Source organism: Mycolicibacterium sp. lyk4-40-TYG-92 (assembly GCF_030209435.1).
Lineage (GTDB): Bacteria > Actinomycetota > Actinomycetes > Mycobacteriales > Mycobacteriaceae > Mycobacterium.
In genome coordinates this window covers 13,034-26,126 of record NZ_JARVRX010000013.1, presented here as the reverse complement: position 1 = coordinate 26,126, position 13,093 = coordinate 13,034, and the positions used below count along the sequence as shown (strand labels likewise).

The following is a 13,093-nucleotide window of genomic DNA, read 5'->3' as shown; positions in this document are numbered from 1 at the left end:
GTGATGACCGGAAACCAGAAGCCCCACCGCGTTGTCGTCATCGGTGGCGGATACGCCGGCGCGCTGGCGGCCAATCACGTTCGGATGCGCGACGACGTGGCCGTCACCCTGGTGAACCCGCGACCCAAGTTCGTCGAGCGCATCCGTCTGCACCAGCACGCGGCCGGAAACTACAACGCCACCGTCGGCTACGACACGCTTCTCGCTGACGACGTGCGCCTGGTGGTCGACACCGCGACGCGCATCGACGCCGCGGGCCGCACCGTCGAGCTGGCGTCCGGCGACACCCTCGACTACGACTACCTGATCTACGCCGTCGGTAGCACCGGAACGGTGCCGGCGTCGGTGCCGGGTGCAGCCGAATTCGCCTATCCCCTGGCCGAATTCGAGCAGGCCGAGCGCCTGGCAGCCCGGCTGCAGGACGTACCGCTGTCCGCGCCGCTGGTGGTCATCGGCGCCGGCCTGACGGGCATCGAGGCGGCTTCCGAATTCGCCGAAGCCGGCCGCAACGTCGTGCTGGTCGGCAGCAAGCTCGGACCGTCGCTGAGCGAGCCGGCACGCCGTTCGGTGGCCAAGGCCCTGACCAAGCTGGGCGTGACCGTCGTCGAAGGCGACGTCAGCTCCATCACCGCCAACCGGGTGACCCTGGCCGACGGGCGCTTCATCAGCAGCGCCGTCACGGTGTGGACCGCCGGCTTCGGCACCCCGGACCTGGCTGCCGCCAGCGGGCTGCGCACCGATGAATCGGGCCGGCTGCTCACTGACGAGACCATGACCAGCATCGACGATGCGCGCATCGTCGCAACCGGTGACGCCGCCGCACCGTCGGGTCAGCCGCTGCGGATGAGCTGCCAGGCGTCGAGCCCACTCACCGTGACGGCGGTGGGTACCGTGTTGAGCCGGATCGCCGGCACCGAGCCCAAGACACTCGACCCCGTGTTCGTCGGATCGTGCGTGAGCCTCGGTCGGCACACGGCGACCATCCAGATCGCCCGCAAGGACGACACTTCCACCAATTACTACATCGGCGGCCGGGTCGCCGCGAAGCTGAAGGAAGCGATCTGCAAGGGCACGCTGTGGGGCATCCGCCGGACCGCTCGCAAGCCCAGCTCGGTATTCGTGATCACGGGCGGCAAGCGTGCCGAACAGCTGGCGGAGACCGTCAACGCATGACCGGCTCAGCCAGTGTCGCAGGGGGTGAACACGCCGAGCGGTTCACCCACCTGCGGCCCCTCCTGTTCACCATCGCGTACGAAATCCTGGGCTCGGCAACGGAATCCGACGACGTGCTGCAGGACAGCTACCTACGGTGGGCCGAGGTCGACCTCGATACGGTGCGGGACACCAAGTCGTACCTGGCGCAGTTGGTCACCCGGCAGGCACTGAACACGTTGCGGGCCGGTGCGCGGCGCCGCGAGGAGTATGTCGGCCCGTGGTTGCCGGAGCCGCTGCTGCTCGACGAGCGCGACGCCTCGTCGGATGTCGTTCTCGCCGAGTCGGTTTCGATGGCGATGCTCGTGGTTCTCGAGACGCTGAGCCCCGACGAACGGGCCGTGTTCGTACTACGGGAAGTCTTCGGTTTCGACTACGACGAAATCGCCGGCGCCGTGGGCAAATCCAGCGCTGCGGTGCGTCAGGTCGCACACCGCGCCCGCGAGCATGTCCAGGCCCGGCGCAAGCGGTACACGCCCGACACCGCCAAGTCCGCGGAGGTGACGACCCAGTTCCTGACGGCGGCCGCGACCGGCGATCTGGACGGTCTGATGACGCTGCTGGCCCCGAACGTCACGTGGACCGCGGACAGCGACGGCAAGGTCAGTGCCGCCCGGCGGCCGGTGTACGGCCCGGACAAGGTCGGGCGACTCCTGCTGGGACTCATGCGTGGCGTATCGGGATATCCCGAGGCGCGTGCCGACCTCGCCACGTACAACAACGCGCCGGCGCTGGTGCTCTACCTCGGCGAAAAGCTCGAGGGCGTCATCCTGATCGAGATCGAGGAAGACGGCAAGATCAGCCACTTCTACGCCGTGCGCAACCCCGAGAAGCTCGGTGGCGTGCTGGTCGAGCGGGAGATCCGGCGGACCGTCTGACAAGCTGTGGGGCGTGCGAGTCGAGCGGTTGGCCGACCTGGGTGACGCCCCGGGGGTCTTGAAGGCAGTCGCCGACGCTGCCGCGCGCCGCGGCCTGCCGCCACCGGCCGCACTGCTGGGCGACTGGTTCGGCGCGACGGCCGTCATCGCACCGAGCGTCGCCATCGAATCCGTGTCCGCCACCGAAGTCTTCGACACCCCAACAGGTTCCGGTGAGGTGATCGGCGGAGGCTGGTTCGGCTACCTCTCGTATCCGGACGGCGGTAACCGGATCCCGGCGGCCGCGGGCGGCTGGTCGGACTCGGTACTGCGCCAGGACGCCGCCGGGCACTGGTGGTACGAAAGCCTCTCCGGGGCACCGCTTCCCACGTGGCTGGCCGACCTGGAACCGGCGGCGCCCGCACCCTACGCCATCGACTGGCGTGGGCCCGACCGCGCCAGCCACCGCTCCGGAGTGCTGTCCTGCCTGGACGCGATCGCCGCAGGCGAGGTGTATCAGGCCTGCGTCTGTACCCGCTTCACCGGGAAGCTATCCGGTTCGCCCATCGACTTTTTCGTCGACGCGGTGGCGCGGACCGCACCCGCCCGGGCCGCTTTCGTCGCGGGCGCGTGGGGCGCGGTGGCGTCCCTGTCCCCTGAGCTGTTCCTCAGCCGTCGCGGCGAGGTCGTCACCTCCAGCCCCATCAAAGGCACTCTGCCCCTCGATCATCCACCATCGGAGCTGGCATCGTCGGCCAAGGACGTCGCCGAGAACATCATGATCGTCGACCTCGTCCGCAATGATCTGAGCCGCGTCGCGACAACCGGTTCGGTCCGGGTCCCGCAACTCCTGGCGGTCGAACCTGCACCGGGCGTCTGGCATCTCGTGTCGACGGTGGCCGCGCAGGTTCCGGTCGAGACCCCGATGGCGGCGGTGCTGGACGCCGCCTTCCCACCCGCCTCGGTGACCGGGACGCCGAAACGCCGCGCCCGCGAACTCCTGGCCGAGTGGGAACCCTACGACCGCGGAATCTATTGCGGTACGGTCGGTCTGGCGTCACCACTGGCCGGGACCGAACTGAACGTCGCGATCCGCACGGTGGAATTCGACGCCGACGGCGCCGCGGTCCTGGGCGTGGGCGGCGGCATCACCGCCGACTCGGATCCGGACCGCGAATGGGAAGAGTGCCTCCACAAGGCCGCTGCCACCGTCAGTCTCGGCTCGGCTCGCGGAACAACTGTCAGTCGCGGGACTTGAGGACGGCGTCGTAGAGGTCGCGCCGGGACGGGGCGCCGGGGTTCTCCGCGATCACCTGGGCGCAGGCGTCTTTGACGCGAGCCCCGTCGTCGACCAGTTCCTGCACCAGCGCGACCAACGCCTCGATGTCCGCCACCGGCGTCGCCCCGGCCAGCACCACGGTGATCTCGCCGAGCACTCCCTCGGCGGCCCACTCGGCCAATTCCGCGAGGGTGCCCCGACGAATCTCCTCGTGCGTCTTGGTCAGCTCGCGGCACACCACGGCGCGCCGGTCCGGCCCCAGTGCGGACACCGCGTCGGCCAGGCACTCGGCCAGCCGGCGCGGTGACTCGAAGAACACGCACGTGCGTCGCTCCGTCGCGAAGCCGGCCAGCCAGGCCCGCCGGCCCTTGCGCGGCGCGAAGCCTTCGAAGCAGAACCGGTCGGATGCCAGCCCGGACACCGCCAGCGCCGTCGTCACCGCGGATGGTCCCGGCAGGCACGACACCGGCAGCCCGGCCTCGGCGCACGCCGCCACCAGCCGGTAGCCCGGGTCGCTGATCAGCGGCATGCCGGCGTCGCTGACCACCAGCACGGTCTCCCCCGCGGCGATCGACTCGACCAGTCCCGCGACCCGCGACGCCTCGTTCTGGTCGAAGAAACTGACCACGCGCCCGACTGGCCTGACATCCAGCGACGCGGCCAGGGCACGCACCCGTCGGGTGTCCTCGGCGGCGATCACATCGGCAGTCCCGAGCGCCTGGATGAGGCGGGCCGAGGCGTCGCCGGGCTGGCCCAGTGGAGTGGCCGCGAGCAGCAGTCGACCGACGTCCGCGAGCGGACCAGATACTGATGTCGCGGGCGGACCAGATACCGGTGTCACCGGGACAGCCTAAGCTCGCTGACGTGACCGCCCCCGCTCTCGACGCCTCCGACGCCGAGCGCGAGGTCCCCGTGATCAGTCCGGCGCCGCTGACGCCCGCTGCCGATTTCGGCCCGACCGACCGGCTGCGGGGCTGGACCATGACCGCGGTGATCACCGCGCTGGCCGTCATCACCCGGTTCCTCAACCTGGGCTCCCCGACCGACGCAGGCACCCCGATCTTCGACGAGAAGCACTACGCGCCGCAGGCCTGGCAGGTGCTGCACAACAACGGCGTCGAGGACAACCCCGGCTACGGCCTGGTGGTGCACCCGCCGGTCGCCAAACAGCTGATGGCCATCGGCGAGTGGATCTTCGGCTACAACGGCGTGGGCTGGCGGTTCTCCGGCGCAGTGTGCGGCGTCATCCTGGTGCTGCTGGTGGCGCGCATCGTGCGGCGCATGACGCGCTCGACGCTGCTGGGCGGCATCGCCGGGCTGCTGATCATCGCCGACGGCGTCAGCTTCGTCTCGGCCCGCACCGCGCTGCTCGACGTCTATCAGGCGGTGTTCATCGTCGCGGCGTTCGGCGCGCTCATCGTGGACCGCGACCAGGTGCGCGCCCGGATGCACGTCGCGATGACCGAGGGCCGGATCTCCGAGACGGTGTGGGGCCCGCGACTCGGTGTGCGCTGGTGGCGGTTCGGCGCCGGGGTGCTGCTGGGGCTCGCGCTGGCGGTGAAGTGGTCGGGCCTCTATTACATGGTGTTCTTCGGACTGATGACCGTCGCCTTCGACGTCGCGGCCCGGCGCGCGTACCGCGTGCAGCGGCCCTGGCTGGGGACGCTGCGCCGCGATGTCGCGCCGGGGATGTGGGCGCTGACGCTGATCCCCGTCGGCGTGTACCTGGCGTCGTATGCACCGTGGTTCGCGTCGGAGACCGCGATCGACCGGCACATGGAAGGCCGGAACATCGGCGACGGGCCGTTCGCGACGCTGCGCTCGCTCTGGTACTACACGCACGACGTCTACCGCTTCCATTCCGGACTGACCAACGCCGCGGGCAATCACCACCCCTGGGAGTCCAAGCCGTGGACCTGGCCGATGTCGCTGCGGCCGGTGCTGTACGCCATCGACAACAACAACGTGCCGGGCTGCGGCGCGCAGTCGTGCGTCAAGGCCGTCATGCTGGCCGGTACCCCGGCGATGTGGTTCATCGCGGTGCCGGTGCTGGCGTGGGCGGTGTGGCGGACGTTCGTCAAACGCGACTGGCGCTACGCCGCCGCTCTCACCGGCTACGCCGCGGGATACCTGCCGTGGTTCGCCGACATCGACCGGCAGATGTACTTCTTCTACGCGACGCCCATGGCGCCGTTCCTGATCATCCTGATCACGCTGATCCTCGGCGACATCCTGTATCCGAGATCGACGGAACCGGAACGACGAACCCTCGGGCTGCTGGTCGTGTGCTTCTACGTGGCGTTGGTGATCACCAACTTCGCGTGGATGTACCCGATCCTGACCGGCCTGCCGATCTCGCCGTCCACCTGGAACATGGAGATCGTCCTGCCTTCGTGGCGCTAGCCGATTGCCACGCTCCTCAACGCGGCTCGTACCTCGCCGCTTGATCGTCACGTGGCGGCCGCGCGTATCGAACGCCTGTGCGATAAGATCGCGGGGTGTCCTTGGCGGTTCAGGGTTCGCTGTTCGACCATGCCGAACGGCGATGGCTCGACGACGGCGCCTGGGTCGACGTCCGCGCCGGCTGGCTGACGGGCGCCGACACGCTTTTCGACGAGCTGCTGACCGCCATTCCCTGGCGCGCCGAGCAGCGCCAGATGTACGACAAGGTGCTCGACGTGCCGCGGCTGGTCAGCTTCCACGACCTCACGCAGGAGCGGGCGCCGCATCCGGGGCTGGCGCGGCTGCGGGTGCGGCTCAACGACGCCTACGCCCACGAACTCGGCGAACCCTTCACCACCGTGGGCCTGTGCCTGTACCGGGACGGCAACGACAGCGTCGCCTGGCACGGCGACACCATCGGGCGCAGCCGTACCGAGGACACCATGGTCGCGGTGCTGAGCCTCGGCGCGACAAGGGTTTTCGCGCTGCGGCCCCGGGCGGCCACCGCGTCCGACGACCGCGAGTCACGGTCCGCCTCCGGCGGACGACGCACCAGCGTCCGGCTGCCACAGGGCCACGGTGACCTCCTGGTGATGGGCGGGTCCTGCCAGCGCACCTGGGAGCACGCGGTGCCCAAGACCGCCCGCCCGACGGGCCCCCGGATCAGCCTCCAGTTCCGGCCGCGCAACGTGCGGTGACTACTGGCCGCGGACGCTCGCGACGGACTTGGTCAGCAGCTCCGTCGCCTTCTGGGTATTCACCGGCACGACAGGCTTGTCCGGCACGACGAGCGAGTTGGCGGTGACGATCACCAGGAAACGGCCGAAACTCGCGACGTAGTTGTACAGCTGGCCGGCCGCCGGCTTGCCGCCCGCCACCGTCTCGAGAAAACGGTGGGTACCCAGCGTCTTCACCTCGTCGATGGGCGGGACCGGCACCTCTTCGACCAGGCCCCGCACCCCGGCGCCGGAGAAGGCGACCTTCTTGCAGCCGTCACCCGGGTCAGCCGGGGCGATCGGCTCTGACGTCTCCACCGCCAGGATGACGAACCGGTTGCCTTGCCCTTCCGCGGTGACGGCAGTCATGTTGCCCTTTGCACCTGGGGAAACGGCCATGCCGGAGGCGAACTTCGCGCAGTCCGGCGGCTCGAATTTCAGGCCTGGTGGCAGGGTCTGCGGGGCGAACGCGCGCGGGTCGATGCCCGTCGGCGCGACGGTCTTGACCTGGTAGTCCGGGCCGAAAGTGCCCTTCAGATCGAGGATCTTCGTGATATCGGGGTCGGCGGCCACCACCTGGGAGTGGGACGTGCATGCCGCCACCAGACCGGCGGAGGCCACCGCGAGCACCGTTCTGCGCATTGTGGCGAATCTACCGGGCCAACCCGTCCACGGCCGGAATGCCCCGTACCGACCGCACGGCCGCGTCCAACAACGTCGCCGGGAGGTCCGCGGGCAGCGGTGCCGCGACGGCCCCGGGATCGGTCACCACGGTGACCGAAACCGCCAGCGTGTCGACGTACGCGATCAAAGTCGTTGCGTGCGAATGGGTTTGCGCGCCGTTTTCGACGCTGGTGGTGATGTGCGCCGTCAGGCCCAGAGTGCGGGCGTCGGCGACCTGGGGCGCGTCGGTGAGGTCGACGGCTGCGCGCGCCCGGTCGGTGCTCAGGGCCCAGCTGTGGCAGTCGCCGACGAGTTCGGGCGCCGGGGCGACGGCCGGTGCCGCGGTCGCGTAGACGATGCCACCGGGTCCCGATGCAGACCAGCCGCGAACGCCGTCAGCCGGCGCGGCCACCAGCGCCGCGCAGTCCGGCGGGTCGGCGGCAGACCCGGCGGGCATGCCCCAGAAAGTCGTCGGGGCGGCGGGCACGGGCAACGCACCGAACTCGTAGCCCTGCAGGTCTCTGGGCAGGTGTTGGCGCATCCGGCCGATCGCGGCGGGGTCGGCGGGTTTCGCGGCCGCCGGGGTGGTCGGCCGCGTCGCCGGGGTCGTCGACCCGCACGCGACGCACAGCAGAACCGTTGCCGACCACGCGAGTGCGCGCATTTGCTGTTGATAGCACGGCGAACGCGCCGACCCCGGCCGATGTCCGGCGCCACGCCGATACGACTTTTGCGGACACGGCGGTGCACCGGAAGCTGACCCGAGCGGCATCGTCCGCCCCGTAGTCTGCAACCGACGACAGGAGACGGAAATGTTGCCGATGAGGGTTGCCGGCGTTGCGCTGGCCGTGACTGTGACTGCGCTGGGCGCGAGTGCCTGCAACTCGGACTCGAAACCGGCGCCGTCGTCGACGTCGAGCAGCGCCTCGAGCACCAGCGCCGCGGCGGCACCGACCTCCGCGGCACCGAGCGCACCGGCGGTCCCGAAGAAGACCATCCGGGACTACCTGCACGAGAAGAACATCACCGAGCAGCAGCTGCATCCCGGCGACCCCGGGGCCCCGACCCTGACCATGCCGCTCCCCCAGGGCTGGGTCGACGCCGGTCCTCTGACGCCGAAATGGGCTTGGAGCGCAAGCAAATTCGATGACCCCGCGATGAAGGCCGACCCGCCGACCATCATCGTGCTGATCTCGAAGTTGCCCGGCGCCAATGCCGACGAGGTATTGCAGTACGCACCCGGCGAGTTGCAGAACCTGCACAACTGGCAGGACGCCGGCACCAACTGCGAAGCCACGCTCGCCGGGTTCAAGGCATGTCAGGTGGGTGGCATGTACACCCAGGACGGCAAGGAGCGGCTGATGGCACAGAAGACGGCGGCGATCCCGACGAAGGACGGCGTGATCGTGCTGCAGATCAACGCCAGCGGCACCAAGGAGACCATCGGGCCGCTGATGGATGCGACGTCGTCGATCGACAAGTCGATGAAGATCACCGTGCCCTGACGTGCCTGAAGTCAGGCGCGGGAGAACGCCGATGCCGCGGCCACCTGCTCGGCGGTCGGCCGCACCCCGGTGTACCGCTCGAACTGTTCGGCGGCCTGCAGGGCGATGACCTCGGCGCCGGTGATCACCGCGACCCCGGCCCCGCGCGCCGCCCGCACGAGCGGGGTCTCCGACGGCAGCGCGACCACGTCGAACACGGTGTACGCCTTGGTAATAACCTCCGGCGCGAAGGACAGGTCGTCGGCTTCGGCGCCACCAGCCATCCCGATCGGAGTGACGTTGACGACGATGTCCGCGCCGCCTGACGCGTCCGCCGTATAGCGGTAGCCCAGCCGGTCGGCGAGCCGGCCGCCCGTCTCCGGATTACGGGCCACGATGGTGCCCGCCTCGAATCCCTTGTCCCGGAAGGCCGCCGCCACCGCGCTGGCCATGCCACCGCTACCGTGGATGAGCAGCGATGCCGCCGGGTCCAGGCCGTGCTCGTCGATGAGCCGGGCGATGGCCAGGTAGTCGGTGTTGCAGGCCGTCAGCCGGCCCGCGTCGTTGACGATCGTGTTCACCGAATTGATCACCCGCGCCGACTCTTCCAGCTCGTCGACCAGCGCGATGACGTCTTCTTTGAACGGCATGGACACCGAACAGCCGCGGATGCCCAGGGCCCGCACGCCGCCGATAGCCGCGACGATGTCGGTCGTGGTGAAGGCCTTGTAGACGAAGTCGAGGCCCAGCTCGTTGTAGAGATAGTTGTGGAAGCGCGTACCGATGTTGCTGGGCCGGGCAGCCAGCGAGATGCACACCGCGGTGTCCTTGTTCAGCAGCGGGCGCCGGGAGTACAGCGATTCCGTCATCAGCCGACCGCCTTGATCACTTGCTGCGCCAGCGTGTAGATCTCGCGATACTGCTTGTGCGACAACGACAATTGGTCCGGTTTCGGGACATCGAACTCGGTGACGATCATGTTGCGGTCGTCGCGCTCCCAGGTGGCACCGTAATGCTCGAGGATCTTGCGCATCGGAAAGTTGTCGGACAGCACCCGCGCCGCGAACCGCTCGATGCCCGAGCCCCGGGCGGCGGGCACCAGCGCATCCATCAGGAAGGTCCCGATCCCCCGGCCCTGGTAGTCGTCACCGACCATGAAGGCCACCTCGGCGACGGTCGGATTCTCGTGCAGCCGAACGAATCTCGCGTCGGCGACCATCGGCCCGTCCGGTCCGTCCACACCGTCGGTCAGCACCCAGACGAAGTGGTCCACATAGTCGACCTCGAACAGGTAGGCCATCAGTGCCGGGCTGGGCTGGTAGGCCGTCTGGAACCGGCGGTAGATGGTCTCGGTCGAAAAATGGACGGGCCCCTGGCGCACCCGCGGATTGTCGCCCGGCAGCACGGGGCGCAGATACATCTGACTGCCGTCGCTCAGTTTCACCGGAAGTGGGGTGATGAACTCCGCGAGCCGCTGCCGCGCCGTGCGCACCAACCGCTCGGCCATACAGGGCACGTCGAGCATGGCGGTCAGCGCGTCATGCCCGCCGATCCACCCGGCCAGCGGTTCGGTGACCACCACGGTGGCGTTGCGGGTGCCGCCGCGCAACAGCGCGATCTCCCCGACGATCAAGCCCGGGCCGATGTTGTGGACGACGAGTTCACCGTCGGATGCGGCGTGCGTCACCCGGACGCTGCCGGCGCTGATCAGGATGAACGACGACGCGACTTCGCCCTGCGTCATCAGCACCTTGCCCGGTTCGGCGGTCAGCGGACGCAACAGCGGTGCCAGCCGGTCGAGGTCCTCCCGACGGCAGCTCGCGAAGAACCCCAACGAAGCCAGTTCATCCGTCGTCGCTTCCGGCACGCAGGAAACGTTACCGGCGGACGGCATGCCGTGTGGTGCCGTTGCGACGGCGCCTATTGAAAACTGTTTTCGACAAGCCCCCGGGTGTCGGGTATCGTCGGCCACGTCTTAATGAAAACGATTTTCACTTGGTCGACGGAGGTTCCCATGAAGGCCGGCATTCACCCCGACTACCACCACGTCGTCTTCCAGGACGCCACCACCGGACGCACGTTCCTGACGCGCTCCACCGCCACGAGCTCCCGGACCATCGAGTGGCAGACCGCCGACGGGGTTCACACCTACCCCCTCATCGTCGTCGACGTCACGTCGGACTCCCATCCGGTATGGACCGGCAAGCGGCAGATCCTGGACACCGCGGGCCGCGTCGAGAAGTTCAACCGCAAGTACCGCCGATGATCTTGGCGCGGGTATCCCCTTGCCGCGGCGACACATTCACCTCCCCTTCCGGCCTGTCCCGCACCACTCGGCACCGGCCGCGCCCCGGGTCCCACACCCGGGGCGCGGCCACCACCGCGGCCTGGGACTGGCAGTTGCATGCCCGCTGCCGCGGACTGCCGGCCGAGGTGTTCTACGCCGGCGACGACGATCGTGGCGCCCGTCGGGTCGCGCACGAAGAGCACGCCAAACAAATCTGTCGGCACTGCCCTGTACTCGGCGACTGCCTCGGCCATGCCCTGGAAGCCGATGAGCCCTATGGCATCTGGGGCGCGACGACGCCGAAGGAGCGTGCCGCCCTGCGAAGTTCACAGGATTTTATTAGCTGATCTAGTAAAACTCTCGGTACGTTGGTGCCAACACCACGACACCGACGGGAGCCACGATGGGATTCGGACCGCCGCAGGGCCGGCCGACCGTCACGGACGACGAGATCGCCGCGATCATGAACCAGCCCCCACGCGTGCGCGCGCTGCGAAACGCGTTGGGTGCCACAGGCGACGCGATCGACCCGTTGCTCGACCTGTACCGGCCGTACGTCACCGGGCTGGACCGGCTACCGCGCGACGGCCGTTTCCTGTTGGTCGGCAATCACACCGCGTTCGGTTTCGCCGAGGTACTGCTGATGCCGTACTACACCCGGCGCGAGCTCGGTGTGCGGGTTCGCCCACTGGCGGAGCGGGCGCTGGGGCAGATGACGGGCTTCGGCGGCGATCTGGTCGCAGCGTTCGGCGGTGTGGTCGGCCACCCCGACACCGCGCGAGAGCTGATGCGACACAACGAGACCGTGCTGGTCTTCCCCGGCGGTGGACGCGAGATGCCCAAGTTCAAGGGCGAGGAATACCAGCTGAAATGGGACGGGCGAAGCGGCTTCGCCCGAGTCGCCATCGAGAGCGGCTACCCGATCGTGCCGGTCGGTCTGGTCGGCAGCGACGACGTCTACGAGCCCCTCTTCGAACGCGACAGCACGCTGGGCCGGCTGAGCCAGTCCATCGGCGAACGGCTGGGCGGACGGTCTGACATGGCGATGCCGCTGGTGCGTGGCATCGGGCCGACACTGATCCCCCGCCCGCAGCGCATGTACCTGGAGTTCGGCGAACCGATCAGCACGACGGCACCGGCCGGCACGACCGACCACACCCGGTGGGTCGAGACCGTCAAGACCACGACTCAGCAAGCGCTGGAACAGATCCTGACCGACTTGCAGGAGATCAGGGCCGACGATCCATACCGGAACCTGAATCCGCTGGCCTGGTCCCGTGCCGCCCAGCCGCCCGTGCCCGTCAGCCGAGCGATCTGAACCGGGCGGCCCGCCGGCCATCGTAGGCTCGCGGCATGGCGTTCAACGACTACCGACAGCTGACTCTGACGCGCCGCGACAACGGCGTCCTGCTGATCACCCTGGACCGGCCCGAGAAGTACAACGCCGCCGACGAAGGCATGCACACCGAGCTGGCCAACATCTGGAAGGACGTCGCGGCCGATCCGGAAACCCGGGTGGCCGTGATCACCGGCGCGGGAAAGGCATTCAGCGCCGGCGGGGACCTGGGCATGGTCGAACGCATGGCTGGTGATTACGACCGCGTCTCGCACATGCTCGGTGAGATGAGCGACCTGGTCTACAACATGATCAACTGCGACAAACCGATCGTGTCGGCGATCAACGGCGTCGCGGTCGGCGCGGGCGCCGTGGCCGCGCTGCTGGCCGATGTCGCGATCATCGCCGAGGACGCCCGGATCGGCGACGGCCACGTCAAGCTCGGTGTCGCCGCGGGCGATCACGCCGCGATCATCTGGCCGTTGCTGGCCGGGACCGCGAAGGCGAAGTACTACCTCATGACGGGCGAGATGATCGACGGTGTCGAGGCCGAGCGCATCGGGATGGTCGCCAAAGCCCTTCCGCGCGAAGAGGTTCTGGACGAAGCGCTCCGGATCGCCGACAACCTGGCGACCGGTGCGCAACAGGCGATCCGGCTCACCAAGCGCGCGCTCAACAACTGGCTCCGCAGCGCCGGCCCCATCTTCGACCAGTCCGCGGCCTACGAGATGTTGACGTTCCTCGGACCCGACGTGGTCGAGGGCTATACGGCGCTGCGCGAAAAGCGCACTCCGCAGTTCCCGTCGGCGCGTTAGCC

The 13,093-nt window shown here is 68.9% G+C and carries 15 protein-coding genes; 10 read left to right on the top strand and 5 right to left on the bottom strand.

Translation table 11 applies throughout. The features are described 5' to 3' along the window. Nucleotides 1-3: 3 nt before the first annotated feature. The 3 genes from QRN63_RS18905 to QRN63_RS18895 are packed head-to-tail and all read left to right on the top strand — an operon-like array spanning nucleotide 4 to nucleotide 3,327. Nucleotides 4-1,173 (top strand): NAD(P)/FAD-dependent oxidoreductase, encoded by a 1,170-nt coding sequence (locus tag QRN63_RS18905; protein WP_285032229.1) that lies wholly within the window; start codon nucleotides 4-6, stop codon nucleotides 1,171-1,173. Next, nucleotides 1,170-2,090: an RNA polymerase sigma-70 factor gene (locus tag QRN63_RS18900; RefSeq protein ID WP_267315532.1), complete on the top strand. Its 921-nt coding sequence runs from the start codon at nucleotides 1,170-1,172 to the stop codon at nucleotides 2,088-2,090. Before QRN63_RS18905 ends, QRN63_RS18900 begins: the two co-directional genes overlap by 4 nt. A 13-nt stretch (nucleotides 2,091-2,103) precedes the next feature. After that, nucleotides 2,104-3,327: an aminodeoxychorismate synthase component I gene (locus QRN63_RS18895; RefSeq protein WP_285032228.1), complete on the top strand. Its 1,224-nt coding sequence runs from the start codon at nucleotides 2,104-2,106 to the stop codon at nucleotides 3,325-3,327. Here the strand turns inward: QRN63_RS18895 and rsmI are convergent. Then, complete coding sequence (gene rsmI / locus QRN63_RS18890; RefSeq protein WP_267315534.1) at nucleotides 3,311-4,189, bottom strand: 16S rRNA (cytidine(1402)-2'-O)-methyltransferase; 879 nt, start codon at nucleotides 4,187-4,189, stop codon at nucleotides 3,311-3,313. The two genes, QRN63_RS18895 and rsmI, sit on opposite strands and share 17 nt — an antisense overlap. Nucleotides 4,190-4,212: 23 nt before the next feature. Between rsmI and QRN63_RS18885 the strand changes: the two genes are divergently transcribed. Both QRN63_RS18885 and QRN63_RS18880 read left to right on the top strand, forming a co-directional pair. Then, on the top strand, nucleotides 4,213-5,751 hold the full coding sequence (locus QRN63_RS18885; RefSeq protein WP_267315535.1) for a dolichyl-phosphate-mannose--protein mannosyltransferase: 1,539 nt from the start codon (nucleotides 4,213-4,215) through the stop codon (nucleotides 5,749-5,751). Between the two features lie 95 nt (nucleotides 5,752-5,846). Beyond that, entirely contained in the window at nucleotides 5,847-6,488 is a 642-nt protein-coding gene (locus QRN63_RS18880; protein ID WP_285032227.1) for an alpha-ketoglutarate-dependent dioxygenase AlkB, read from the top strand. Here QRN63_RS18880 and QRN63_RS18875 read toward each other — a convergent pair whose 3' ends face one another. Then, nucleotides 6,489-7,148 (bottom strand): DUF5642 family protein, encoded by a 660-nt coding sequence (locus QRN63_RS18875; protein ID WP_267315537.1) that lies wholly within the window; start codon nucleotides 7,146-7,148, stop codon nucleotides 6,489-6,491. 10 nt (nucleotides 7,149-7,158) lie between these two features. Beyond that, on the bottom strand, nucleotides 7,159-7,833 hold the full coding sequence (locus tag QRN63_RS18870) for a DUF5642 family protein (RefSeq protein WP_285032226.1): 675 nt from the start codon (nucleotides 7,831-7,833) through the stop codon (nucleotides 7,159-7,161). Between the two features lie 148 nt (nucleotides 7,834-7,981). On the opposite strand from QRN63_RS18870, the gene QRN63_RS18865 reads away from it, so the two are divergent. Continuing rightward, nucleotides 7,982-8,674 carry an LpqN/LpqT family lipoprotein gene (locus QRN63_RS18865; RefSeq protein WP_267315539.1) on the top strand — a complete coding sequence of 231 codons (693 nt, stop codon included), beginning with the start codon at nucleotides 7,982-7,984 and terminating at the stop codon, nucleotides 8,672-8,674. 11 nt (nucleotides 8,675-8,685) lie between these two features. Here QRN63_RS18865 and QRN63_RS18860 read toward each other — a convergent pair whose 3' ends face one another. Then, nucleotides 8,686-9,522, bottom strand: coding sequence for a shikimate 5-dehydrogenase (locus tag QRN63_RS18860; RefSeq protein ID WP_285032225.1), 837 nt, complete (start codon nucleotides 9,520-9,522; stop codon nucleotides 8,686-8,688). Further along, nucleotides 9,522-10,547: an acetyltransferase Pat gene (gene pat, locus QRN63_RS18855; protein WP_267315541.1), complete on the bottom strand. Its 1,026-nt coding sequence runs from the start codon at nucleotides 10,545-10,547 to the stop codon at nucleotides 9,522-9,524. The genes QRN63_RS18860 and pat overlap by 1 nt, the downstream gene beginning before the upstream one ends. Before the next feature lie 120 nt (nucleotides 10,548-10,667). Between pat and QRN63_RS18850 the strand changes: the two genes are divergently transcribed. From QRN63_RS18850 to QRN63_RS18835, 4 genes are read left to right on the top strand one after another with little or no spacing between them, the layout of a single operon-like run. Continuing rightward, nucleotides 10,668-10,919 (top strand): type B 50S ribosomal protein L31, encoded by a 252-nt coding sequence (locus QRN63_RS18850; protein ID WP_267315542.1) that lies wholly within the window; start codon nucleotides 10,668-10,670, stop codon nucleotides 10,917-10,919. Then, on the top strand, nucleotides 10,916-11,287 hold the full coding sequence (locus QRN63_RS18845; RefSeq protein WP_285032224.1) for a WhiB family transcriptional regulator: 372 nt from the start codon (nucleotides 10,916-10,918) through the stop codon (nucleotides 11,285-11,287). The genes QRN63_RS18850 and QRN63_RS18845 overlap by 4 nt, the downstream gene beginning before the upstream one ends. A 56-nt stretch (nucleotides 11,288-11,343) precedes the next feature. Next, the gene (locus tag QRN63_RS18840) at nucleotides 11,344-12,258 is read left to right on the top strand and encodes a lysophospholipid acyltransferase family protein (protein ID WP_285032223.1); all 915 of its coding nucleotides are present in this window, start codon (nucleotides 11,344-11,346) and stop codon (nucleotides 12,256-12,258) included. Between the two features lie 35 nt (nucleotides 12,259-12,293). Further along, nucleotides 12,294-13,091 carry an enoyl-CoA hydratase/isomerase family protein gene (locus tag QRN63_RS18835; protein WP_285032222.1) on the top strand — a complete coding sequence of 266 codons (798 nt, stop codon included), beginning with the start codon at nucleotides 12,294-12,296 and terminating at the stop codon, nucleotides 13,089-13,091. The last annotated feature ends 2 nt before the right edge of the window (nucleotides 13,092-13,093 follow it).